Below are 23,786 nucleotides of genomic sequence, written 5' to 3'. Positions count from 1 at the left end.
TGAGCGTAATGGACGCGCCGCCGCGGGAGAGGTCCCGCGGCGGCGCGCACACGGTCGCGTTCACGTCGCCGGCTGCGCCCGGTCGCGTCAGTGCAGCAGCAGCGGGTCGAGGGCGACGGCGGTGAACAGCAGCGCCAGGTACACGTTCGACAGGTGGAAGAACCGCATCGGCCGCAGCTTCACGCCGCTGACGCCGGCCCGCACATCGCGCAGCAGCCGGTGCCCCTCGGCCAGGAACACCCCGCCCAGCACCGCCGCGACCGCCCCGTAGGCCACGCTCATGCCGGCGACCGGCCACAGCAGCAGCGAGAAGATCACCGTGGCCCAGGTGTAGAGCAGGCTCTCGATGACAACCCGCCGCTCGCCGGCCACCACCGGCAGCATCGGCACCCCGGCGACCGCGTAGTCCTCCCGGTAGCGCATCGCCAGCGTCCAGGTGTGCGGCGGCGTCCACCAGAACACCACCATGAACAGCACGAAGGGGGCCGCCGCCAGGCTCTCGGTGACGGCCGCCCAGCCGATCAGCACCGGCATGCACCCGGCGATGCCGCCCCACACCACGTTCTGGGCGGTGCGCCGCTTGAGCAGCAGCGAGTAGACGAAGACGTAGTAGACGATGGCCCCCGCCGACAGCGCCGCGGCCAGGGCGTTCACGGCCAGGACGAAGCCGGCGGTGGAGGCGATGGCCAACACGATGCCGAAGGTCAGCGCCCCGGCCGGGCTGACCTGGGCGCGGGCCAGCGGGCGGCGGCGGGTGCGGCGCATCTTGGCGTCGATGTCGCGGTCGATGAAGCAGTTGATGGCGTTGGCCGCGCCCGCGGACATGGTGCCGAAGGCCAGCGTCGCCAGCGCCGTGCCCACCGGCGGCAGCCCGCCGGCGGCCAGGAACATCGCCGGCAGCGTGGTGATCAGCAGCAGTTCGATGACCCGCGGTTTGGTCAGCGCCACATAGGCGCCCACCAGTGCGCCGAGCGAGCGGCGGGCCGCGGCCCGCGGCGCCGCCGGGGTGTCGGCCGGGACGGGGGCGGTCGTCCTGGCGACCGGGGTCCCGGGCTTGTTAATGAGCACCGTCACAGCTGGTCCATGTCCATGTATGTATTCCGAAGGTGCCCCGACCTTCGGCGGTGCCCCCCGAGCGGGCCGCACCTGGGCTTGTCGAGCTTGTGATTTCTGTCGCGGCCACTCCCGTCAACCGCGCAATCACTGTAATGCGCCGCCCGCGAGGGTCGCGCACCGGGTCGGCTCCGGGGAGGAGGCGAGGGATGGTCAAAGACCCGCCTGTGTGAGGCAAGCCCCACCCTGTACTTCCCCCTGCGGGGTGGTTAGCGGCGCAGCCGTGGGGGCAAGGGTCGAAGCGTACGGCGACACGCCGTCGCCGCCGCCCCTTCCGGCCGTTTCGGTGATCGAAGACAGGGGCCGCCGGTTGGATAGGGTTCGGAGGGCGCGGCGCGATGGCGCCCCGGCGGCGCGGGGCGTCTTGCGCGACGGCGACCGGTGATCCCCCGGCCGACCGGAATCGGGCGCGTTGGTCCAGGCAACGGTCCAGGCCGTACGGCGGAGAGTGAACAGCACACGCCCGTCCGCGGGACGGGCGCCGACCCCTGAGAGAGGAAGCTGAGCGTTCCGGTGACTACGGACAGCAGCACGTTTGAATGGTCCGACCTGGACCGGCGGGCGGTGGACGTGGTCCGCGCCCTGGCGATGGACGCGGTCGAGGAGGCGGGTTCGGGCCACCCGGGCACCGCGATGAGCCTGGCGCCGGCCGCCTACCTGCTCTTCCAGCGCTTCCTGCGGCACGACCCGACCGACCCGGCCTGGGTCGGCCGCGACCGGTTCGTGCTCTCGGCCGGGCACTCCAGCCTGACCCTCTACATCCAGCTGTACCTGTCGGGCTACGGGCTGGAGCTCAGCGACCTGAAGGCGTTGCGCAAGTGGGGCAGCCTGACCCCCGGCCACCCCGAGTACGGGCACACCGCCGGCGTGGAGACCACCACCGGCCCGCTGGGACAGGGCATCGCCAACGCGGTCGGCATGGCGATGGCGGCCCGCCGCGAGCGCGGCCTGTTCGACCCGGACGCCGAGCCGGGCCGCAGCCCGTTCGACCACACCATCTGGGTGATCGCCTCCGACGGCGACATCCAGGAGGGCATCAGCCACGAGGCCTCGGCGCTGGCCGGCCACCAGCGGCTGGGCAACCTGGTGGTCATCTACGACGACAACCACATCTCCATCGAGGACGACACCGCCATCGCCACGTCCGAGGACGTGCTGGCCCGCTACGCCGCCTACGGCTGGCACGTGCAGTCGGTGGACTGGACCGCCGGGGGCGACTACCACGAGGACGTGCGGGCGCTGGCGGAGGCGCTGGAGAAGGCCCGCGCCGAGACCGGCCGGCCGTCCTTCATCGCGCTGCGCACCATCATCGGCTGGCCGGCCCCCAACAAGAAGAACACCGGCAAGATCCACGGCGCCGCGCTGGGCGCCGAGGAGGTGGCCGCCACCAAGCGGATCATGGGCATGGACCCCGAGCAGACCTTCGCGGTGCCCGCCGAGGTGCTCGCGCACGCCCGCAAGGTGCTCGACCGGGGCCGGGAGCTGCGCGCCGCCTGGGAGGAGAGCTTCCAGGCCTGGCGGGCGGCGCACCCGGAGCGGGCCGCCGAGTTCGACCGGATCGCCGAGCGGCGGCTGCCGGCCGGCTGGGAGAAGGCGCTGCCGTCCTTCCCGGCGGGCAAGGAGATCGCCACTCGCGCCGCCTCCGGGGAGATCCTCACCGCGCTGGCCCCGGTGCTGCCGGAGCTGTGGGGCGGTTCGGCGGACCTGGCCGACAGCAACAACACCACGATGAAGGGCGAGCCGTCCTTCATCCCCGAGGAGTTCCAGACCAAGGAGTTCCCCGGCAACCGCTACGGCCGCACCCTGCACTTCGGGGTGCGCGAGCACGCCATGGGCGCCATCTGCAACGGCATCGCGCTGCACGGCGGCACCCGCCCCTACTGCGGCACGTTCCTGGTCTTCAGCGACTACATGCGCCCGGCGGTGCGGTTGTCGGCGCTGATGAAGCTGCCGGTGACGTTCGTGTGGACGCACGACTCCATCGGGCTGGGCGAGGACGGCCCCACCCACCAGCCGGTGGAGCACCTGTGGTCGCTGCGCGCCATTCCGGGCCTGGACGTGGTGCGGCCGGCCGACGCCAACGAGACCGCGGTGGCCTGGCGGACCATCCTGGAGCACACCGACCGGCCCGCCGCGCTGGCGCTGACCCGCCAGAAGGTGCCCACCCTGGAGCGCGGCGGGGAGCTGGCGAGCGCCGAAGGGGTCGCCAAGGGCGGCTATGTGCTGGCCGAGGCCTCCACCGGCCGGCCGCTGGTGATTTTGATCGCCACCGGCAGCGAGGTCTCGATCGCGCTGGAGGCGCGGCGCATCCTGGAGGCGGAGGGCACCCCGACCCGGGTGGTGTCCATGCCGTGCGTGGAGTGGTTCTTGGAGCAGGACGAGGCCTACCGCGAGCAGGTGCTGCCGCACTCGGTGCGCGCCCGGGTGTCGGTGGAGGCCGGCGTGGGGCTGGGCTGGCGGCAGTTCGTCGGCGACGCCGGCGAGATGGTCAGCCTGGAGCACTTCGGCGCCTCGGCCGACTACAAGACGCTGTTCCAGCAGTTCGGCTTCACGCCCGACCGTGTGGTCGCCGCCGCCCGCTCCAGCCTGATCAAGGCCGGTGTGGAGGGCCAGGGCCGCGGTGAGACGACCGGGAACTGACAGCCCGTCACAGGTGAGGAGACACCGGTGAGCGAGACACTCGATAGGCTCTCTGCCGAGGGCGTCGCGATCTGGCTGGACGACATCAGCCGGGACCGGTTGCAAAGCGGCAACCTGGAGGCGCTGATCCGCGACCGGAGGGTGGTGGGGGTCACCTCCAACCCGACCATCTTCGCCAAGGCGCTCAGCAAGGGCACCGCCTACGACGCCCAGTTGCGCGACCTTGCGGTGCGCGGGGTGGACGTGGAGGAGGCGGCGCGGGCCATCACCACCTACGACATCCGCTGGGCCTGCGATGTGCTGCGCCCGGTCTTCGAGCGCACCGCTCACCTGGACGGCCGGGTGTCGATCGAGGTGGACCCGCGGCTGGCCCGCCGGCCCGAGCCGACCGTGGCCGAGGCGCGGGCGCTGTGGTGGATGGTGGACCGGCCGAATCTGATGGTCAAGATCCCCGCCACCGCGGAGGGGCTGCCGGCGATCACGCAGGCGATCAGCGAGGGCATCAACGTCAACGTCACGCTGATCTTCTCCCTGGAGCGCTACGGGCAGGTGATCGACGCCTACTTCGCCGGGCTGGAGCAGGCCCGCGCGGCCGGGCGCGACCTCTCCCAGATCGCCTCGGTGGCCTCGTTCTTCGTCAGCCGGGTCGACACCGAGATCGACAAGCGGCTGGACAAGCTGGGCTCGGCGAAGGCCGCGGCGCTCAAGGGCAAGTCGGGGGTGGCCAACGCCCGCCTGGCCTATGCGCTGTATGAGGAGAAGTTCTCCTCCGACCGGTGGCAGGCGCTCCGGGAGGCCGGGGCCCGGCCGCAGCGTCCGCTGTGGGCCTCCACGGGGGTGAAGGACCCCTCGCTGCCCGACACCTTGTATGTGGACGAGCTGGTGGCGCCCGGCACGGTCAACACCATGCCGGAGGCGACGCTGGAGGCCGCCGCCGACCACTCCCAGATCCGCGGCGACACCGTGCGCGGCTCCTACGAGGAGGCCCGCGCCCACATGGCCGCCCTCAAGGAGGTCGGCGTCGACTACGACGATGTGGTGCGCGTCCTGGAGGAGGAGGGCGTGGAGAAGTTCGAGGCGTCCTGGGCGGAGCTGCTGAGCACCATCGAGCGGGAGCTGGCCGACAAGGGCGAGGGGGCCGCCAAGTGACCTCGGTCGTCACCGCGGGCGGCGTCTCGGTCACCTTGCGCGGGGCGGTGGTCGACCGGGCCGCCGCGGTGACCGAGCGGCTGATCAGCGACGGCGTGCCGGCCGCCCTGGCCGCCGGCAATCCCCAGCTGTGGGGGCCGGGCGCGGTCGCCGAGGCGAGCAAGCGGCTGGGCTGGCTGAAGCTGGCCGAATCGTCCCGGCCGCTGCTGCCGCGGCTGGCCGAGCTGGCCGAGCGGGTGCGCGCCGACGGGCTGGACCGGGTGGTGCTGGCCGGGATGGGCGGCTCCTCGCTGGCCCCGGAGGTCATCACCCGCACCGCCGGGGTGGAGCTGACCGTGCTGGACACCACCGACCCCCAGCAGGTCGCCGCGGTGGTCGGCGACCGGCTGGAGCGCACCGTGGTGGTGGTCTCCAGCAAAAGCGGCGGCACCATCGAGACCGACAGCCACCGGCGGGTCTTCGAGGGCGCCTTCGCCGCCGCCGGGATCACCGGCGCCGAGCTGGCCCGCCGTTTCGTGGTCGTCACCGATCCCGGCTCGCCGCTGGAGGAGGCCGCCCACCAGGCCGGCTACACGGTGGTGCTGGCCGACCCCGACGTCGGCGGCCGCTACAGCGCGCTGAGCGCCTTCGGGCTGGTGCCCAGCGCGCTGGCCGGGGCGCAGGTGGCCGGGCTGCTGGAGGAGGCGGCGGCGCTGACGCCGTCGCTGCGCCAGCCGTATGACAACCCGTCCCTGACGCTGGGGGCGGCGCTGGGGGCCTCGGCGCTGGCCGGCCGGGACAAGCTGGCCATCGCCGACCGCGGCTCGGGCATCGTCGCCTTCGGCGACTGGGCCGAGCAGCTGATCGCCGAGTCCACCGGCAAGGACGGCAAGGGCATCCTGCCGGTGGTGGTCGAGGGCGTCGACGCCCCCGGCTTCACCGGCGGCGAGGACGTGTGCCCGGTGGTGCTGGGCGGCGGCTTCGACGGCGACGGGCTGGGCGTCACCGGTCCGCTGGGCGCGCAGTTCCTGCTGTGGGAGTACGCCACCGCGGTGGCCGGGCGGGTGCTGGGCATCAACCCCTTCGACCAGCCCAACGTCCAGGAGTCCAAGGACAACACCGCGGCGCTGCTGCGCGCCGCCGACGGGGACGCGCCGACCGTGGTGGCCGGTGAGCCCGCGCTGGTCGTCGACGCGGTGGAGGTGCACGCCCCGCCCGAGCTGGTCAAGGGCGCCAAGGACCTGTCCGCCGTGCTGGAGGCGGTGGTGACGGCGGTCCCCGAGCGCGGTTACCTGGCGGTCATGGCCTACCTGGACCGGATGGGCGACGCCGCCGCCGAGCGGCTGCGTCCGCTGCTGGCCGAGGCCTCGGCCCGGCTGCGCAAGACCGCGGTGCCGGTGACGTTCGGCTGGGGGCCCCGTTTTCTGCACTCGACCGGCCAGTACCACAAGGGCGGCCCGCAGAACGGGGTGTTCGTGCAGATCACCGGGGAGTGCGCCGAGGACCTGCCGGTGCCCGGCAAGCCGTACACGCTCCGGCAGCTGCAGCTGGCCCAGGCGTTCGGGGACCTGCGGGCGCTGCGCTCGCGGGGCCGCCCGGCCGTCCGGTTCCACCTGCGGGACCGTGCGGCGGGGGTGCGGCAGCTGCTGAGCGCGCTGGCCTAGCGCGGGCACCGGCGAAGACTCCCTTCCGCCGCGCCCTGCGACAATCCGCGTCGATCCCCATCGATATCGGACATCGGTGGGGATCGTTGCGTTTTCGGTCGCGCGGTGCGGACGGTCCTGAAACGATGGGCGGGGAGGGAGGAACCGTGCCGGCCTTCGACGTGATGACCCGCGGCAACGCTTTGGACTCGGCCCTCCAGGCTCGTGACCACCTGGTCACCTGCGGGGTGCCGTCCGCCCTGGCGGCCAAGGACCCCCGGCTGTGGGGCCGGGGGAACGTCGCGCCGGGCCGGCTGGGCTGGCTGGACCTGCCCTTCGCCTCCCGGATGCTGCTGGAGCGGCTCGGTGATCTGGTGGCCGAGCTCCGCCACAGTGGGCTGGACCATGTGGCGCTGGTCGGGGTGGGCGCCGAAGGGCTGGCCGCGCGGGCCGTGCTGGAGGCCGCCGACCCGGGCCGGGCGGCATCCGGCGCGCTGACCGTCCTGGACGGCGGCGGGCGGCAGGCCCTGCAGACGGTCCTGCAGCGGCTGGACCGCACGCTGGTGGTGCTGTCCAGCAAGGCCGGGGTCTCCATCGAAGGCGACGCCTACCACCGGATCCTCAGCGGGGCGTTCCGGGAGATCGGGCTGAGCGACCGCCAGATCGCCGAGCGGTTCCTGGTGATCACCGACCACGACAGCCCGCTGCACGGATTCGCCCGCCACCGCGGCTACCGGATCGGGCTGACCGATCCGGCCCTGCCCGGTCATTTCGGGGCGCTGTCGGCCTACGGGCTGGTGCCGGCGGCGCTGGCCGGGGCGCAGGTGTCCACCCTGCTGGAGGAGGCGGCCGCGGTGGTGCCGTCGCTGGGCAAGGACGATGACAACCCGGCGCTGCTGCTGGGGGCGGTGCTGGGCGGCTGCGCCCGGCAGGTCCCCGCCTGGGCCTGCCGCGACAAGGTGGCGCTGGAGGGCGGGCCGGCGGCGCTGGCCGGCTGGGTGGGCCAGCTGCTGGCCACCGGCACCGGCAAACGGGGCCGGGGGATCGTGCCGCTGCCGGCCGCCGGACGGCCCGCCGGACAGGCGCCCGACCTGCACTCGGTGGCCCTGGGCGGGGCCTTTCAGGAGGCCGACACGTTCGTGTGGGGGCCGCCGGGCGCCCAGTTCCTGCTGTGGGAGTACGCCACCGCGGTGGCCGCCTGGCTGCTGGGCGTCGACCCCTTCGATGAGGCGGCGGCCCTGGTGCGGGAGGCCGAGGAGGAGGCGGCGGCGATCCTGCGGCGCTCGCCCGCGCTGCCGCCGCTGCTGGAGGAGCCGGACTTCGTCGACGGCGGCATCGAGGTGCGCGGCGACCCCGCCCTGGCCGGGGCGGCGGTGCCGACCGATCTGCCGGCGGCGATCGAGGCGATGCTGCAGGGCATCCCGGCGACCGGCTACCTGGCGGTGATCAGCTACCTGCCCGACGAGCTGCCCGGCGCCCGCCTGGCGCCGGCGCTGGCCCACCGGTCCGGCCGCCCGGTGTGCCACGGCACGGGCCCGTCCTACCTGCACGACACCGGGTCCCTGCACAAGCAGGGGCCGCGCAACGGGGTGTTCCTGGTGGTGACCGGCACCCCGGGGGCCGATCTGCCGGTGCCCGGCCGCCCTTACTCGCTGGGCGGGCTGCACCTGGCCCGCGCGCTGGCCGACGTGCGGGCGCTGCGCCGGCGCGGCCTGCCGGTGCTGTGGCTGCACCTGCGCGAGCCGGCCGACGGCGCCGCCCGCCTCGCCGAGACGGTGCGGGGCCGTAGATGAGCCGGGAGCCGGGCCCGCCGAAGAGACACAAATCACCGCGTTCGCAACGACCGTGCGCGTACACCTCATACCGGCCGGGAACGTCCTGCGGGATGCGGCGGGGACGGGTGCGGCCCGCCCGCCCCCTTCTCCCGCGGGCCTCCCGGAGACCCACTGGAACGAAGCTGGAGGGGACGTGCGGGGAGAACGCCCGTCCGTACCGATGAACCTTTTCCGCCATGCGGCCGCGGGTACCGGGGACGGGAGCCCCGGTGACGCCCGGTGCCGTGCCCGCACCGGCGCCGTCCCCGTGTGGGACCCGCCCGCCCGCGGCCTGCGGGAACGGCGCGTTGCACAAGGCTCAACGAGCATGACCGGAGTTGACTGGAGCGGCCCACAAGGCCGGCAGGGGGCGTACAGGTGACCACGACGAATCCGTTGCGTGATCCACGTGACAAGCGGCTGCCGCGGGTGGCCGGGCCCAGTGTGCTGGTGCTGTTCGGGGTGACCGGCGATCTGTCGCGCAAGAAGCTGCTGCCGGCGATCTACGACCTGGCCAACCGGGGCCTGCTGCCGCCGGGCTTCTCCCTGGTCGGCTTCGCCCGCCGCGACTGGGAGCACCAGGACTTCCGGCAGGTGGCCTATGAGGCGGTCAAGGAGAACGCGCGCACTCCCTTCCGGGAGGACGTCTGGCGGCACCTGGCCGAGGGCATGCACTTCGTGCCCGGCGAGTTCAGCGACCCGGGGGCCTTCGAGGCGCTGGCCATGGCGGTCAAGGAACTGGACGCCACCCGCGGCACCGGCGGCAACTACGCCTTCTACCTGTCCATCCCGCCCAAGTTCTTCCCGATGGTGGTGGAGCAGCTGCAGCGGTGCGGGCTGACCGAGCACGGCCCGCACTCCTGGCGGCGGGTGGTGGTGGAAAAGCCCTTCGGGCATGACCTCAAGAGCGCCCGGGAGCTGAACGCCACGCTGCACCGGGTCTTCCCCGAGGAGTCGATCTTCCGGATCGACCACTACCTGGGCAAGGAGACCGTGCAGAACATCCTGGCGATGCGCTTCGCCAACACCATGTACGAGCCGGTGTGGAACCGCTCCTACATCGACCATGTGCAGATCACCATGGCCGAGGACATCGGGATCGGCGGCCGGGCCGGCTACTACGACGGCATCGGCGCCGCCCGCGACGTCATCCAGAACCACCTGCTGCAGCTGCTGGCGCTGACCGCGATGGAGGAGCCCACCTCCTTCAGCGCCGAGGCGGTGCGCGCCGAGAAGGCCAAGGTGCTCTCCTCGGTGCGGCTGCCGGACGATCTGAGCCGCACCACCGCCCGCGGCCAGTACGCGGCCGGCTGGCAGGGCGGCGAGCGGGTGCGCGGCTACCTGGAGGAGGACGGCATCCCGCCCGACTCGCGCACCGAGACCTACGCGGCGATCAAGCTGGAGATCGAGTCGCGGCGCTGGGCCGGGGTGCCGTTCTACCTGCGCACCGGCAAGCGGCTGTCGCGCCGGGTCACCGAGGTGGCGCTGATCTTCCAGCGCGCCCCGCACCTGCCGTTCTCCGAGACCGACACCGAGGAGCTGGGGCAGAACGCCCTGGTGATGCGGGTGCAGCCGGATGAGGGCATCACGGTGCGCTTCGGCTCCAAGGTGCCCGGAACCGCCATGGAGATCCGGGATGTGAACATGGACTTCGCCTACGGGGAGTCCTTCACCGAGCACTCCCCCGAGGCGTATGAGCGGCTGTTGCTGGATGTGCTGATCGGCGACCCGCCGCTGTTCCCCCGGCAGGAGGAGGTCGAGCTGTCGTGGGGGATCCTCGACCCGATCGAGGAGTACTGGGCCGAGCACGGCAGGCCGGAGCCGTACAAGTCCGGCGGCTATGGCCCGGCGTCGGCCGATCTGCTGATGGCGCGCGACGGGCGTGCCTGGAGACGTCTGTGACCGCGACCACCCTGTTGGAGTCCGATCGATGAACATCGACCTGGCCGACACCTCGATCCGCCACATCCAAAGCTCGCTGCGGCAGGCCCGGCACCTGATGGGCGGCCCGGCCGTGGGCATGGTGCTCACCTTGGTGATCGTGACGGACGAGTCGGCGCAGTACGACGCGGTCCGGGCGGCCAACGAGGCGGCCCGCGAGAATCCCTGCCGGGTGCTGACGGTGATCTCCCGGGACTCCCGCGGCAGCTCCTCCCGGCTGGACGCCGAGATCCGCATGGGCGAGACCGGGCCGGGTGAGACGGTGCTGCTGCGCATGTACGGGCCGCTGGCCGAGCACGCCGACTCGGTGGTGGTGCCGCTGCTGGTGCCGGACGCCCCGGTGGTCACCTGGTGGCCGGGCAACGCACCCGTCCAGCCGGGCACCGACCCGCTGGGGGTGCTGGCCCAGCGGCGCATCACCGACTCCTATGCCGCCCGGGACCGGCTGGGCACGCTGGCCCGGCTGGCCGAGAACTACCAGCCGGGCGACACCGATTTCGCCTGGACGCGGCTGACCCCGTGGCGGACGCTGCTGGCGGCGGCGCTGGACTCCGGTTTCGCGGAGATCACCGCCGGCAGGGTGGTGGCCGAGCCCGACAGCCCCAGCGCCGAGCTGCTGGCGGCCTGGCTGTCGCTGCGGCTGGGGGTGCCGGTGGCCCGGCAGTTCTCCGAAGGGCCCGGCCTGACCGAGGTCACGCTGACCACGGTGGAGGGCGACATCTCGCTGACCCGCCCGGACGGCCGGGTGGCGACGCTGTCGCGGCCCGGGCAGCCGGACAGGCAGGTGGCGCTGCCGCGCCGCCCGATGGCCGAGCTGCTGGCCGAGGAGCTGCGGCGGCTGGACCCCGACGAGGTGTACCACGAGTCGGCCGTCCGCTACGCCAAGGACCTGGCCGCTGCGCGCGGAACGGAGCAGCCGGCCCCCGAACTGGATGAGGACCGATCATGACAGTGCCCACCGTGTTGATCCACCGCGACCCGACCCTGCTGGCCAGGGCGGCGGCGGCCCGGCTGGTCACCCGGATCGTGGACGTGCAGGCCGCCCGGGGCGGCGCCGCGCTGGTGCTGACCGGCGGGGGGATCGGCACCGCGGTGCTGGCCGAGCTGGCCGCCACCGGCGCCCGTGACGCCATCGACTGGGGCCGGCTGGACCTGTGGTGGGGGGATGAGCGGTTCCTGCCGTCGGGGCACCCGGACCGCAACGAGACCGGCGCGCGGCGGGCGCTGCTGGACCACGTCCCGCTGGATCCGGCGCGGGTGCACCCGATGCCGGCCAGCGACGGGCCGGACGGCGACGACCCGGAGGCGGCGGCCGAGCGCTACGCGGCGCTGCTGCGCGCGGCCGCCCGGCCGGAAGACCACGGCCCGGTGCCGTCCTTCGACGTGCTGATGCTGGGCGTGGGACCGGACGCGCACGTGGCGTCGCTGTTTCCGGAGATGCCGGCGCTGTATGAGGAGGAGCGGACGGTGGTGGCGGTGCGGGGGGCGCCCAAGCCCCCGCCGACCCGGATCACCTTGACGCTGCCGGCGATCCGGGCGGCCCGGGAGGTGTGGCTGCTGGCCGCGGGCGAGGCCAAGGCCGACGCGGTGCGGCTGGCGCTGTCGGAGGCGGGTCCGCTGGCGGCCCCGGCCGCCGGGGCCCGGGGCCGCCAGCGGACGCTGGTCCTGCTGGACCGGGCGGCGGCGAGCAAACTGCCCCCGGGCCTGGAGCGCATCGCCTCCCCCTGACCCTGGGCGAAACCACGGGCTCACGACGATGTAGCGATTCCGTAACAACGCTGCGCCAGATTTGGGGAGACCGAAGAACCCCGGAAGGGGGGAACGCTCCAAATGCCACTGCTGCGCATCCGCACCCACATCGAGGACCGGCCCGGCCGGCTGGCCGGGCTGACCGCCGCGCTGGCCGAGCACGGCGCCAACATCCTCAACCTGTCCGTCCAGGTGGACGCCGAGGGCGTGGTGGACGAGTTCATCGTGGACGTCCAGCGCGGCGGAGCGTGGCCGGGCGAGCTGGCCGCCGCGATCGAACGGGCCGGGGGAGGCGACACCACGGTGGTGCCCGCCCGTCCGCACGAGCTGGTCGACGAGCCCACCCGGGCGATGCTGCTGGCCGCCCGGGTGCAGGCCGAGCCGCGCTCCCTGCCGCAGGTGCTGGCGGAGCTGCTGCGCGCCGAGTCGGCGACCTGGGTGCGGGGGGCGGCGGCGCTGCGGGAGCCCCGCAGCGCCGCCTGCGACCCGAGCGGCGAGCCCGCACGCGACGGCGCAGGCGCCCCGTTCCGGTCCTTTGAGCTGCTGGTGCCGGTCGGGCCGCTGCGGGCGGTGCGGCTGCGGCGGGTGGGGCTGCCGTTCACCGCCACCGAGGCCGCCCGTGCCGACGCACTGGTGCGGTCGGTGCTGCCGGCCGGGGAGCCCGGCCCGCTCTCCCGGCGGGTGCTGCTGCGGGACGGCACCGAGGTGGTGGTGCGCCCGATGGAGCGCCGCGACCGGGAGGCCGTGCAGGCCATGCACGAGCGGTGCTCGCCGGCGAGCCGCCGGGCCCGGTACTTCAGCCCCAAGCCGACGCTGTCGCAGCGGGCGCTGGAGCTGTTCTGCGAGCCCTCCCACGGGCTGACGCTGGTCGCCCAGGGGCCGGACGGCTCGATCCTGGCGCTGGCGCACCTGATGCACGCGGTGGACCCGGGAGTGGCCGAGCTGGCCCTGCTGGTGGAGGACGCCTGGCAGGGCCGCGGGCTGGGCCGGGCGCTGACCGACCTGCTGCTGGTGCCGGCCCGCGAGCGGGGGGTGGTGGAGCTGCGCGCCACGGTGCTGGCCGACAACGCGCGGATGCGCAGGCTGCTGACCTCGCTGGGCGGCCGGGTCCGGCGCACCGACGAGCCGGGGACGCTGGAGATCAGGCTCCGGCTGGACGCCCGGGCCGCGCGGGCCGCCGCCGCGACCCCCGGCACGGGGGGCGCGCTGGCAGGATAGGCGGGTGACCAGCGCCTGCGACCCCGCCGACAACCCGATCTACGGCAATCCCTGGGCCTATGAGCTGGCGTGCGCGTTCCGTGACGTGCCCGCCGAGGTGGAGGCCCTGCTGAGGTGGTACCGCCGCTCCTGCGGCGGCGGGCCGCCCGCCTCGGTCCTGGAGCTGGCCGCCGGTCCCGCCGAGCACGCCCGGCAGTTCGCCCGGCGCGGGATCGCGGCGACCGCCCTGGACCTGAGCCCGGCCATGTGCGCCCACGCCGAGCGGCGCGCCAAGGACGAGGGGGTGGCGCTGCAGGTCGTGTGCGCCGACATGACCCGCTTCGCGCTGGGCCGCCGCTTCGACCTGGTGGTGACGATGCTGGACTCCACCGCCCACCTGATGAGCCTGGACGCCTTCGTGGCCCATCTGGACCGGGTGGCCGCGCATCTGAACCCCGCCGGGCGCTACATCCTGGAGATGAGCCACCCGGCCGACCGGCTCACCGACGAGCCGTCCACCGGCACCGCGTGGACGGTGCAGCGGGACGGCGTGCGCGCCGAGGTCCGCTGGGGCGAGCCGGGCGACCGGCTGGACCCGATCACCCAGATCGCCCGCGAGCGCGTCACCATCGCCGTCACCCATCCCGACGGCCGCACCGAGACGATCCGCGGCGTGGTGCCCTACCGCTTCTGGACGGCCACCGAGCTGCAGGCGGCCGTCCGCCTGTCGGGGGCGCTGCAGATCGACGCCCAGTACGGCGACTTCACCGGGATCGGCCCGCGCGATCCGGAGGCCTGGCGGCTGATCACGGTGTTCCGGCCCGCCGAGCGGTGACCGGCCGGGCGCCGGGCCGGTGCCCCGGCGGCCAAGGCCTCTCCCCGTCCTGCCGAGGGTGCGTTTTCAAGGCTTTGTGGCTCATCCTCCGGCTCTTGCCGACCCCGGTCCGCACGGCGGGCCGGGGTCGGCGGTGCGCGGGCGGCAATGACCGGGCCGGTGCCCGGCGGCCGCACCACAGAGCTGTGCAGGCCCTCGCCTGAAGTCCCGCATGCCCGGGTGTGCAGCGTTCGGGCTGCATCCGTTCCCCGGTGGCCGCTTCCGTCTTGGCCGCACCTCCGCAACCCTCTATTGACGAAATTACGTATTTTCGTAACTCTGGAGAAAAGGCGGGGCGAGACCTTCGGGAGGCATCGATGAACGGCAGGCTCGCCGGGCGGCTGGCCCGAGTGCGGACCCCCTTGCTGCTGATCGGCGTCGTCCTGTCGTTCAGCGCCAGGTTCCACGAGGCCGGCTGGGTGGGCTGGGCGGGCCTGGCGATGATCCTCGCGGGCCTGACGCTGGTGCTGATGCCCGGCGGCGCGGTGCGCCGTCCCCCGATCGCGGTCCGCGCCCCGGTCGAGGGCCGCTGGATGGCGGTCAACAGCCCGGCCGACCGGGTCCCCAGCCACGGAACGCACGAGTTCGGCCAAAGCCACGCCATCGACCTGATCTACCAGCCCGACCCGGACGTGCAGTGGAAGAGCGTGCGGCTCTGGCCCCCGGCCCGCCGGGCCCGTTCCTTTCCCTCCTACGGCCGTCCGATCCTCTCCCCCGCCGACGCGGTGGTGGTGCGGGCGGTGGACGGGCAGCGCGACCACTGGAGCCGCAACTCCTGGCCCGGCCTGGCCTACCTGTTCCTCGTGGAGGGGATCGTCCGCGGCATCGGCGCCGTCATCAGCCCACGCTTCGTGCTCGGCAACCATGTGATCTTGAAGCTGGACGAGGGGGTGTACGCGGCGCTGGCCCACCTGCGGCGCGGCTCGCTGCGGGTGCGCCCCGGCCAGCGGGTCCGGGCCGGGCAGCAGATCGCCGAGTGCGGCAACTCCGGCAACTCCGCCGAACCCCACCTGCACTTTCAGCTCATGGACAGCCCGCGGACGGCGATCGCCGCCGGGCTGCCGTTCGCCTTCGCTTACCGGATCGACGGCACGGAGCACTACGGTGTGCCCAAAGGCAGGCAGGCGTTCACCGCCGGCCCCGCGGGCCGGACCGGCGGGCCGGGCCGGGTGGACGCCGGAGCGTGGGCGAAGGAGCGTGGTTGACCGAGCAGGAACCATCGCTGGGCGAGCGGCTGGAACGGCTGGAGGCCCGCGTCGCCGCGCTGGAGCGCGCCCGCCCGGCCGCACGGCACGGTGAGCAGACCCCCGACCCCGATGTCTTCTGGGCGCTGCACGGGCTGCAGGAGCGCGCCGAAGAACCCGGCATGGTGCTGTTCACCGGCTCGGTGACGCTGCCCGGCGGCGAGCGCGCCGAGTGGCAGCAGGCGCACCCGGCCGAAGAGCTGCTGGCCGACGACTGGAGCCAGGCCGCCTCGGCGGTGGCCGCTTTGGGCCATCCGATCCGGCTGCTGCTGTTGCGGGAGATCCTGCACGGCACCCGCACCGCCGCCGAGCTGGGCGCCCACCGGCGGCTCGGCACCAGCGGCCAGCTCTACCACCATCTCCGCCAGCTCGTGGCGGCCGGGTGGCTGCGCACCACGGCCCGCGGGCAGTACGCGGTCCCGGCCGAGAAGGTCGTCCCGCTGCTGGTCATCCTCGCCGCCGCACGACGATGACCGGTAATCGACCCTTCACCCAGGGGTACCTTTGGGTCACAAGTGCATATAGGGTCGATTGAGATATGGATGCAGCGCAGGCGAGCACCGGAACGGCGCGACTGGCATGGCTGGACGCGCTGCGCGGGCTCGCCGCGCTGGCGGTGGCCTTCCACCACGCCACCTACCACTACACCCCCGGGCTGCGCCGTCAGATCACCGCCTGGTTCGACCCCGGCACCTTCGGCGTCGTGGTGTTCTTCCTGGTCAGCGGCTATATCATTCCCGCCTCCCTGGAGCGGTCGCGCTCGCTGGGCCGGTTTTGGATCAGCCGGGCCTTCCGGATCTACCCGCTGCTGCTGGTGGCGCTGGCCGCGATCGCGCTGATCAATCTCACCCGGCTGTGGCCGGCGCGGGACGGGCTGGCCGAGCTGAACCCCTGGACGGTCGTCTCGGCGCATCTGACGATGCTGCAGGACGTGCTGGCGGTGCCCAACGCGCTGAACGTGCTGTGGACGCTGTCGTACGAGATGCTGTTCTACCTGATGGTCGCGGCGCTGTTCGCGGTCGGCCTGCACCGCCGCTCGGCGGGGATCGCCACCGCGCTGGCCGCGGCCGGCGGCGCGGCGATCGCGTTCAGCGGGCTGCTGCCCGCCGGGGCGCTGGCGGCGGCCGCGGGGGTCGGCCCGGTGGTGGCCGTGACGGCGCTGACCCTGGCGGTCGCGATCGGCTGCGTCTTCTCCCGGCGGCCGGCGGTGCGAAGCTGCGGCGCCGTCCTGGGCGGCCTGCTGGCCCTGGTGCTGCTGGTCGGCAACAGCCGGCTGCCGGTGTGGGAGGGGCTGGCGCTGCTGGCGGTGATGTTCACCGGCACCGCCGCCCACCGGGCCGAGCACGGCCAGATCAAGGTCCGCACGGCCGCCCTGTGCGGCGCCGTGGTGTTCACCGTCACGACCGCGGCCGGGCTGTGGCACATGGGCGGCTGGGGGGTGCCCGCCGACGAGCTGCTGGGGTACCGGCGTGCCTGGGCCTCCAGCCTGGCGCTGGCGGCGCTGGTCTTCTTGGCGGGGCTGGCGCTGCGCCGCCGCCCGATGCCGCGTCCGCTGACCGGGCTGGGCGTGATCAGCTACTCGGTGTACTTGCTGCACCCGGTGCTGCTGGTGCTCTCCGACGCGCTGCTGGGGCGTCCGGGCGAGGACTCCCCGCTCCACCTGGCGGCCCTGCTGACCGTCCTGGTGGCGGCCTCCGCCCTCACCCAGCGGCTGGTGGAGCGGCCGGGACAGCGGCTGGGACGCCGCCTGGCCCGGCGGCTGGCCCCGCCGCCGGCCGCGAAAGCCCCGCAGACCCGCGAGCCCGAACCGCTCCCGGCATCGGCCGGGCGGCCGTGACCTGCCCGGCGCCCCGGATCCTCACGCCGGGCTCCTGCGGGCAAGCAAAGGTCCGGGTCCGCTCGGGGCGGACCCGGACCGGATGCCGTGACGGGCCGCTTGCGCTCAGTTGCGGTTGTTGACCGATTCCATGGCGGCCTTGACCGCGGCGCGCCGCTCGCGCAGCTTGGCCAGGGCCTCCTCCAAGATCGCCTGGCCGTCGGCGTCGCTGCGCCGCTCCTTCACGTACGCCAGGTGCGTCTTGTAGGGCTCGGTCTTCGGCGGGGCAGGAGGGTTGTCGGGGTCCTTGCCTGCCGGGAACCCGCAGCGGGGGCAGTCCCACGTCTCGGGAATCGCCACGTCAGTCGCGAAGCTGGGTCGGGTCTCGTGCCGGTTGGCGCAGTAGTAGCTGACCCAGACGCGGGGCGCCGCCTCCCCGCGCTCGGCCTCTCCCATCGGACCGGCCCCGACCCGGCTGCCCCGGATGGCGTTGCCACTAGCCACGGACTACTCCTCGATTGATCGGCCGTCGCCCGTGACGGGACGCGACGGCGCTCGTACTACCAGGGACTACCTGAACGCCCGGCTCAGCCGGCGCCGTTGGACTTCAGCAGCAGGCCCAACACCACGATCGACCCGAACCAGATGATCCCGACCCCGATCGTCAGCCGGTCGAGGTTCCGCTCGACCACCGAAGAGCCCCCCAGGGACGAGGAGATCCCACCACCGAACATGTCGGACAATCCACCGCCCTTCCCCTTGTGCATGAGGACGAGCAGGATCATCAGCAGGCTGGTGATGATGAGGACGATCGAGGTTGCGAGGATCACGGTAGTTCAGCGCCTCTTCTGGCCCGCCCCGCGCCTGCGGAGCACTGGTCGACAACGGCTGAGGAAGCCGGGCGGTTTGCCCGTCAGGTATCGAGGGTACGACGAAGTGACTCCTGGTTCAGCAAGAACCCCGGCTTGTGGGGGTGTGTTACCACCTTTCGCCGGTGTTTTGTCAGCCGGACTCACACCGGCAGGTCCCGGTACCGGCAGATCTTGACGAACTCGCCGGCGTCCAGGCTGGCCCCGCCGACCAGCGCGCCGTCCACGTCCGGCTGGGCCATGATGCCGGCGATGTTGCCGGACTTGACCGACCCGCCGTACTGGATGCGGACCTGGGAGGCCACCTCCTCGTCGTACAGCTCGGCGAGCCGGCCGCGGATGGCCGAGCACACCTCCTGGGCGTCGGCCGGGGTGGCGACCTCGCCGGTGCCGATCGCCCAGACCGGCTCGTAGGCGATCACCAGGGAGCGGGCCTGCTCGGCGGGGATCTTCTCCAGCGCCCCGTCGACCTGGGACAGGGTGTAGGGGACGTGCTCGCCGGCCTTGCGCACCTCCAGGCCCTCCCCCACGCACAGGATCGGGGTCAGCTCGGCGGCGAAGGCGGCCTTGATCTTGGCGTTGACCAGGGCGTCGTCCTCGTGGTGGTACTGGCGGCGCTCCGAGTGGCCCACCACCACGTACGTGCAGCCCAGCTTGGCCAGCATGGACCCGGAGATCTCGCCGGTGTAGGCCCCGGAGGCGTGCGCGGAGACGTCCTGGGCGCCGTAGGCGATCGGCAGCTTGTCGGCGTCCACCAGCGTCTGCACCGAGCGGATCGCGGTGAACGGCGGCAGCACCACCACCTCGACCGCCTCGTAGTCGGCCTCCTTGAGGGCGAAGGCGAGCTGCTGGACGAGCTTGATCGCCTCCAGGTGGTTGTTGTTCATCTTCCAGTTGCCGGCCATGATCGGCTTACGGGAAGGTTTCTTGGCAGTGGCCATCGCAGATCAGTCCTCCAGTGCCGCAAGGCCGGGCAGCGTCTTGCCTTCCAGGTACTCCAGGCTGGCGCCGCCGCCGGTCGAGATGTGGGAGAAGGCGGACTCGTCGAAGCCCAGGCTGCGCACCGCCGCGGCCGAGTCGCCGCCGCCGACCACGGTGAACGCCCCCGAGTCGATCAGGCCCTGGGCGACCGCGCGGGTGCCGTGGGAGTAGGGCTCCATCTCGAACACGCCCATGGGGCCGTTCCAGAAGACGGTCTTGGCGCCGGCCAGCCGCTCGGCGAACAGCCGCCCGGAGGCCGGGCCGATGTCCAACCCCATCCGGTCGGCGGGGATGGCGTCGGCGGGCACCACCTGGTGGTCGGCGTCGGCGGCGAACGCCGTGGCCGCCACGATGTCCACCGGCAGCACCAGCTCCACCCCGTTCTTTTCGGCCCGGGCCAGGTACTCGCGCACGGTGTCGAGCTGGTCCTGCTCCAGCAGGCTCTTGCCGACCTGGTGGCCCTGGGCGGCCAGGAAGGTGAAGACCATGCCGCCGCCGATGAGGATGCGGTCGGCCTTGTTCAGCAGGTTGTCGATGACGCCGAGCTTGTCGGAGACCTTCGAGCCGCCCAGCACCACCGCGTACGGCCGTTCCACCTCCTCGGTGAGCTTGCGCAGCACGTCCACCTCGGCGACGATCAGGCCGCCGGCGGCGTGCGGCAGGCGGCGGGGGACGTCGTAGACGCTGGCGTGCTTGCGGTGCACGGCGCCGAACCCGTCGCCGACGTACAGGTCGGCCAGCGCGGCCAGCTTGTCGGCGAACGCGCCGCGCTCGGCGTCGTCCTTGCTGGTCTCCCCCGGCTCAAAACGCAGGTTCTCCAGCAGCGCCACCTGGCCGTCGGCCAGGCCCGCCACGGTGCGGGCGGCGGACTCGCCGACCACGTCGGAGGCGAAGGCCACCTCGGTGCCGAGCAGCTCGCCCAGCCTGCGGGCCACGGGGGCCAGCGAGAACTCCGGCTTGACCTGGCCCTTGGGGCGGCCCAGGTGGGCGCAGACGATCACCTTGGCGCCGCGTTCGCGCAGCGTGTTGATCGTCGGCAGGCTGGCCCGGATCCGCCCGTCGTCGGTGATGCGGTCGCCGTCGAGGGGAACGTTGAGGTCCGAGCGGACCAGCACCCGCTTCCCGCGTACGTCGAGATCGTCAATGGTGCGCATGGATGTCCTTCCACTGAGCCTTATCTCAAGCACGTGGCCCCGGCGGCCGGAGGACGGGAGCCCCGGCATCGCGCCGTTGCGGGTCGCAGCCTCATCCTTGGCCGCGACGCACCCGTCCCGGCCCGCGGGAGCGGCGTGCCGGAAAAGGTTCGCTCACAGTGGCAGCCGGTTCCCCGGCGTGACGGCCGGCGCGGCGGCCGCCGTCATAGGAGCGCCGCCGTGACCGCGCCGGTGCGGCGCGGTCACGGCGGCGGCGGGTCTTACAGCCGGGCTCCGACGTACTGGACCAGGTCCACCAGCCGGTTGGAGTAGCCCCACTCGTTGTCGTACCAGCCGACCACCTTGGCCTGGTCGCCGATGACCTTGGTCAGGCCGGCGTCGATGATGCAGGAGGCCGGGTCGGTGACGATGTCGGCGGAGACGATCGGGTCCTCGGTGTAGGTGAGGATGCCCCGCAGCGGGCCCTCGGCGGCGGCCTTGAGCGCGGCGTTGACCTCCTCGGCGGTGGTCTCGCGGCTCAAGGTGACGGTCAGGTCGGTGGCCGAGCCGGTGGGGATGGGCACCCGCAGCGCGTACCCGTCCAGCTTGCCCTTCAGCTCCGGCAGCACCAGCCCGATGGCCTTGGCCGCGCCGGTGGAGGTCGGCACGATGTTGAGGGCGGCGGCGCGGGCGCGGCGCAGGTCCTTGTGCGGGCCGTCCTGCAGGTTCTGGTCCTGCGTGTAGGCGTGGACGGTGGTCATCAGGCCGCGCTCGATGCCGAAGGTGTCGTGCAGCACCTTGGCCATCGGCGCCAGGCAGTTGGTGGTGCAGGAGGCGTTGGAGATGATCGTGTGCTCGGCCGGGTCGTAGGTCTCGTGGTTGACCCCCATCACGACCGTGACGTCCTCGTTCTTGGCGGGGGCCGAGATGATCACCTTCTTGGCGCCGTTGTCGGCGTGCACCTTGGCCTTGTTGGCGTCGGTGAACAGGCCGGTGGACTCGATCACGATGTCCACGCCCAGGTCGCCCCACTTGAGGTTGGCGGGGTCGCGCTCGGCGAAGGCCTTGATGGTGCGCCCGCCGACGGAGATCTCATCGGCGGCGGCCTTCACCTCCTCGTCCAGCCGGCCGAGGATGCTGTCGTACTTGAGCAGGTGGGCCAGGGTGGCGTTGTCGGTCAGGTCGTTGACCGCCACGACCTCGACGTCGGCCCCGCTGGCCAGCAGGGCGCGGTAGAAGTTGCGGCCGATCCGGCCGAACCCGTTGATGCCTACGCGGATGGTCACCGAACAGTTCTCCTCGAACCTCGTCCCGCCCGGTCTCCCGGGCCCAGCGGATAGTCCCACGGGAGTTACCCAGCCTGAGCCGGTCCCCACCTGCTCGACCCTATCCAATGGGCGTGCGCCGTCCCGACACCGGCCGGGGGTGAAGCGGGGGTGAGCCGGGTTCACTCCGGAGGGGGATTTCCCCTTCCTGCATGGGTCTAGACCATTTTGGTCTAGACCAATCGACAGGTCCAGCGCCTTGTGGTCTAGACCTTTCCCGCCGCCCCGCACGCCCTTGGAACGATCTTGTGCGAGGTCAGGGCGGCATCAGGGGGCCAGCATCTCGGCGGTCAGATTGGCCTCGGTGCCGGGGATGCCGATCTCGCTGGCCCGCTTGTCGGCCATGGCCAGCAGCCGGCGGATCCGCCCGGCGATGGCGTCCTTGGTCAGCGGCGGGTCGGCGAGCTGGCCCAGCTCCTCCAGCGAGGCCTGCTTGTGCTCCAGCCGCAGCTTGCCGGCGGCCACCAGGTGCGGCGGGGCGTCGTCGCCCAGGATCTCCAGCGCCCGCGCCACCCGGGCCCCGGCCGCCACCGCCGCCCGCGCCGAGCGGCGCAGATTGGCGTCGTCGAAGTTGGCCAGCCGGTTGGCGGTGGCCCGCACCTCCCGGCGCATCCGCCGCTCCTCCCAGGCCAGCACGCTGTCGTGGGCGCCCAGCCGGGTCAGCAGCGCGCTGATGGCGTCCCCGTCGCGCACCACCACCCGGTCCACCCCGCGCACCTCCCGGGCCTTGGCGTGGACCTTCAGCCGGCGGGCGGCGCCGACCAGCGCCAGCGCGGCCTCCGGCCCGGGGCAGGTGACCTCCAGCGACATCGACCGGCCCGGCTCGGTCAGCGAGCCGTGCGCCAGGAACGCCCCGCGCCAGGCGGCCTCGGCGTCGCAGGCCGCGCCGGCCACCACATGGCGGGGCAGCCCCCGCACCGGGCGGCCGCGGTTGTCGATCAGCCCGGTCTGGCGGGCCAGCGACTCGCCCTCGCGGAAGACCCGCACCACGTACCGGTTGCCCTTGCGCAGCCCGCTGGGGGCCAGCACCACCACATCGGAGGTGTGGCCGAAGACCTCGGCGATGTCCTTGCGGAGCCGGCGGGCGACCGAGCCGGTGTCCAGTTCGGCCTCGATCACGATCCGCCCGCCGACCAGATGCAGCCCCCCGGCAAAGCGCAGCAGCGTCGAGACCTCGGCCTTGCGGCAGCAGGGCTTCAAGATCTGCAGCCTGCTCAGCTCGTCCTTCACCACACCGGTCATCGCCATGGACGCCCTCCCCCTTTGCGAATCCGTTCAGCAGTCTCGCCGATTCCCGGCGGGCGGGTGGTCACTCACGCAAGATCTGTGCGAAAGCTTGAGCCAGCCGGGCGGGATCATGACGCGGCGAGCCGTCGGCGGCCGCCACATCGGCCAGCATCAGCCGGCCCCCCAGCATCCGCACCGCCTTCTCCAGCGCATCGGGGTCCTCCACCACCCCCCGGTCGGCGAGCACCACGTCGATGCGCAGGTCGGGAGCGTGCGCCTGGAGCACCTCCAGGTGGGTCTGCGGGGAGAACCCGTCGGTCTCCCCCGGCTGCGGCGCCAGATTGAGCGCGACGATCCGCCGCGCCCGGGTGCCGATCAGCGCCCTGGCCAGCTCCGGCACCTTCAGATGGGGCAGCACGCTGGTGAACCAGGAGCCGGGGCCGAACACCACCCAGTCGGCCTCCTCGATGGCCTGCAGGGTCTGCGGGCACACCGGCGGGTCCGGCGGCACCAGCGACACGCTCAGCACCTTGCCCGGGGTGGTGGCGCAGGCCACCTGGCCGCGGACCTGGACGACCTCCTCGGGCCGGGCCGGGTCGGCGCCCTGGACGTCGGCGACGATGTCCAGCGGCACCGCGGCCATCGGCAGCACCCGGCCCTGGGCGCCCAGCAGCCGGCCCACCCAGTCCAGCCCGGCCACCGTCGCCTCGGGCATGGCCGCCCCGGCCTCGCCCTCGCCCAGCAGCTCCCACAGCGCCACGATCAGCAGGTTGCCGACCGCGTGCCCGTGCAGGTCGCCCTGGCTGCGGAAGCGGTGCTGCACCACCCGGCTCCAGGTCTGCCCCCACTCGTCGTCGCCGCACAGCGCGGCCAGCGCCATGCGCAGGTCGCCGGGCGGCAGCACGCCCAGCTCCCGGCGCAGCCGCCCGCTGGAGCCGCCGTCGTCGGCCACGGTGACCACGGCGGTGAGCCGATCGGTCACCCTGCGCAGCGCCGACAGCGACGCGTACAGCCCGTGCCCCCCGCCGAGGGCCACCACCTTCTGGCTACCGCGCTCGATCACGGCTCCGCCCGCCCTCTCCCCGCACTGCC

20 protein-coding genes are annotated in these 23,786 nt (G+C 73.2%); 12 read left to right on the top strand and 8 right to left on the bottom strand.

Features of this window, described 5'->3' with window-relative positions; genetic code table 11:
• Positions 1-87: 87 nt before the first annotated feature.
• Positions 88-1,074, bottom strand: coding sequence for a heme o synthase (locus BUE48_RS10985; protein ID WP_012852565.1), 987 nt, complete (start codon positions 1,072-1,074; stop codon positions 88-90).
• 552 nt (positions 1,075-1,626) lie between these two features.
• On the opposite strand from BUE48_RS10985, the gene tkt reads away from it, so the two are divergent.
• The 12 genes from tkt to BUE48_RS10925 all read left to right on the top strand — a co-directional run bounded on the left by tkt (position 1,627) and on the right by BUE48_RS10925 (position 17,180).
• Positions 1,627-3,753 carry a transketolase gene (gene tkt / locus BUE48_RS10980; protein ID WP_012852564.1) on the top strand — a complete coding sequence of 709 codons (2,127 nt, stop codon included), beginning with the start codon at positions 1,627-1,629 and terminating at the stop codon, positions 3,751-3,753.
• Positions 3,754-3,780: 27 nt separating this feature from the next.
• Entirely contained in the window at positions 3,781-4,902 is a 1,122-nt protein-coding gene (tal, locus tag BUE48_RS10975; protein ID WP_012852563.1) for a transaldolase, read from the top strand.
• The gene (locus BUE48_RS10970) at positions 4,899-6,545 is read left to right on the top strand and encodes a phosphoglucose isomerase-related protein (RefSeq protein WP_286989756.1); all 1,647 of its coding nucleotides are present in this window, start codon (positions 4,899-4,901) and stop codon (positions 6,543-6,545) included. The genes tal and BUE48_RS10970 overlap by 4 nt, the downstream gene beginning before the upstream one ends.
• A 146-nt stretch (positions 6,546-6,691) precedes the next feature.
• Positions 6,692-8,317, top strand: a complete 1,626-nt coding sequence (locus BUE48_RS10965; protein ID WP_012852561.1) for a phosphoglucose isomerase (PGI) — start codon at positions 6,692-6,694, stop codon at positions 8,315-8,317.
• 399 nt (positions 8,318-8,716) lie between these two features.
• Entirely contained in the window at positions 8,717-10,240 is a 1,524-nt protein-coding gene (zwf, locus tag BUE48_RS10960) for a glucose-6-phosphate dehydrogenase (RefSeq protein WP_012852560.1), read from the top strand.
• Between the two features lie 28 nt (positions 10,241-10,268).
• Positions 10,269-11,228, top strand: a complete 960-nt coding sequence (locus BUE48_RS10955; protein ID WP_012852559.1) for a glucose-6-phosphate dehydrogenase assembly protein OpcA — start codon at positions 10,269-10,271, stop codon at positions 11,226-11,228.
• The gene (gene pgl / locus BUE48_RS10950) at positions 11,225-12,007 is read left to right on the top strand and encodes a 6-phosphogluconolactonase (RefSeq protein WP_286989755.1); all 783 of its coding nucleotides are present in this window, start codon (positions 11,225-11,227) and stop codon (positions 12,005-12,007) included. The genes BUE48_RS10955 and pgl overlap by 4 nt, the downstream gene beginning before the upstream one ends.
• A 102-nt stretch (positions 12,008-12,109) precedes the next feature.
• Complete coding sequence (locus tag BUE48_RS10945) at positions 12,110-13,246, top strand: GNAT family N-acetyltransferase (RefSeq protein ID WP_286989754.1); 1,137 nt, start codon at positions 12,110-12,112, stop codon at positions 13,244-13,246.
• Positions 13,247-13,250: 4 nt separating this feature from the next.
• A complete protein-coding gene (locus tag BUE48_RS10940) occupies positions 13,251-14,060 on the top strand; it encodes a class I SAM-dependent methyltransferase (protein WP_012852556.1) in 810 nt (269 codons plus the stop codon).
• 356 nt (positions 14,061-14,416) lie between these two features.
• Positions 14,417-15,304, top strand: coding sequence for a M23 family metallopeptidase (locus BUE48_RS10935; RefSeq protein WP_012852555.1), 888 nt, complete (start codon positions 14,417-14,419; stop codon positions 15,302-15,304).
• On the top strand, positions 15,301-15,816 hold the full coding sequence (locus tag BUE48_RS10930) for a helix-turn-helix domain-containing protein (protein WP_012852554.1): 516 nt from the start codon (positions 15,301-15,303) through the stop codon (positions 15,814-15,816). Before BUE48_RS10935 ends, BUE48_RS10930 begins: the two co-directional genes overlap by 4 nt.
• A 65-nt stretch (positions 15,817-15,881) precedes the next feature.
• On the top strand, positions 15,882-17,180 hold the full coding sequence (locus BUE48_RS10925) for an acyltransferase family protein (RefSeq protein WP_286989753.1): 1,299 nt from the start codon (positions 15,882-15,884) through the stop codon (positions 17,178-17,180).
• Between the two features lie 105 nt (positions 17,181-17,285).
• Here the strand turns inward: BUE48_RS10925 and BUE48_RS10920 are convergent, their stop codons facing one another.
• From BUE48_RS10920 to BUE48_RS10890, 7 genes are all read right to left on the bottom strand, one after another.
• The gene (locus BUE48_RS10920) at positions 17,286-17,663 is read right to left on the bottom strand and encodes an RNA polymerase-binding protein RbpA (protein ID WP_012852552.1); all 378 of its coding nucleotides are present in this window, start codon (positions 17,661-17,663) and stop codon (positions 17,286-17,288) included.
• Positions 17,664-17,746: 83 nt separating this feature from the next.
• Complete coding sequence (gene secG, locus BUE48_RS10915; protein WP_012852551.1) at positions 17,747-17,989, bottom strand: preprotein translocase subunit SecG; 243 nt, start codon at positions 17,987-17,989, stop codon at positions 17,747-17,749.
• A 182-nt stretch (positions 17,990-18,171) separates the two neighbouring features.
• Positions 18,172-18,969 (bottom strand): triose-phosphate isomerase, encoded by a 798-nt coding sequence (tpiA, locus tag BUE48_RS10910; protein WP_012852550.1) that lies wholly within the window; start codon positions 18,967-18,969, stop codon positions 18,172-18,174.
• Between the two features lie 6 nt (positions 18,970-18,975).
• Positions 18,976-20,163 (bottom strand): phosphoglycerate kinase, encoded by a 1,188-nt coding sequence (locus BUE48_RS10905; protein ID WP_012852549.1) that lies wholly within the window; start codon positions 20,161-20,163, stop codon positions 18,976-18,978.
• Positions 20,164-20,423: 260 nt separating this feature from the next.
• Complete coding sequence (gene gap, locus BUE48_RS10900; RefSeq protein WP_012852548.1) at positions 20,424-21,428, bottom strand: type I glyceraldehyde-3-phosphate dehydrogenase; 1,005 nt, start codon at positions 21,426-21,428, stop codon at positions 20,424-20,426.
• Positions 21,429-21,734: 306 nt separating this feature from the next.
• Positions 21,735-22,715, bottom strand: a complete 981-nt coding sequence (gene whiA, locus BUE48_RS10895; RefSeq protein WP_012852547.1) for a DNA-binding protein WhiA — start codon at positions 22,713-22,715, stop codon at positions 21,735-21,737.
• A gap of 61 nt (positions 22,716-22,776) precedes the next feature.
• Positions 22,777-23,757 (bottom strand): gluconeogenesis factor YvcK family protein, encoded by a 981-nt coding sequence (locus BUE48_RS10890; protein ID WP_012852546.1) that lies wholly within the window; start codon positions 23,755-23,757, stop codon positions 22,777-22,779.
• Positions 23,758-23,786 lie beyond the last annotated feature (29 nt).

This window comes from Thermomonospora sp. CIF 1 (assembly GCF_001896795.1).
Taxonomy (GTDB): domain Bacteria; phylum Actinomycetota; class Actinomycetes; order Streptosporangiales; family Streptosporangiaceae; genus Thermomonospora; species Thermomonospora curvata.
The sequence above is the reverse complement of the archived record's forward strand: the minus strand, read 5'-3'. Positions and strand labels throughout refer to the sequence as shown.

Coding starts and splice junctions, on each gene's coding strand:
- BUE48_RS10955 (WP_012852559.1), top strand. CDS start 10,269: ATGAACATCGACCTGGCCGACACCTCGATCCGCCACATCCAAAGCTCG.
- pgl (WP_286989755.1), top strand. CDS start 11,225: ATGACAGTGCCCACCGTGTTGATCCACCGCGACCCGACCCTGCTGGCC.
- BUE48_RS10945 (WP_286989754.1), top strand. CDS start 12,110: ATGCCACTGCTGCGCATCCGCACCCACATCGAGGACCGGCCCGGCCGG.
- BUE48_RS10935 (WP_012852555.1), top strand. CDS start 14,417: ATGAACGGCAGGCTCGCCGGGCGGCTGGCCCGAGTGCGGACCCCCTTG.
- BUE48_RS10925 (WP_286989753.1), top strand. CDS start 15,882: ATGGATGCAGCGCAGGCGAGCACCGGAACGGCGCGACTGGCATGGCTG.
- tpiA (WP_012852550.1), bottom strand. CDS start 18,969: ATGGCCACTGCCAAGAAACCTTCCCGTAAGCCGATCATGGCCGGCAAC.
- BUE48_RS10905 (WP_012852549.1), bottom strand. CDS start 20,163: ATGCGCACCATTGACGATCTCGACGTACGCGGGAAGCGGGTGCTGGTC.
- whiA (WP_012852547.1), bottom strand. CDS start 22,715: ATGGCGATGACCGGTGTGGTGAAGGACGAGCTGAGCAGGCTGCAGATC.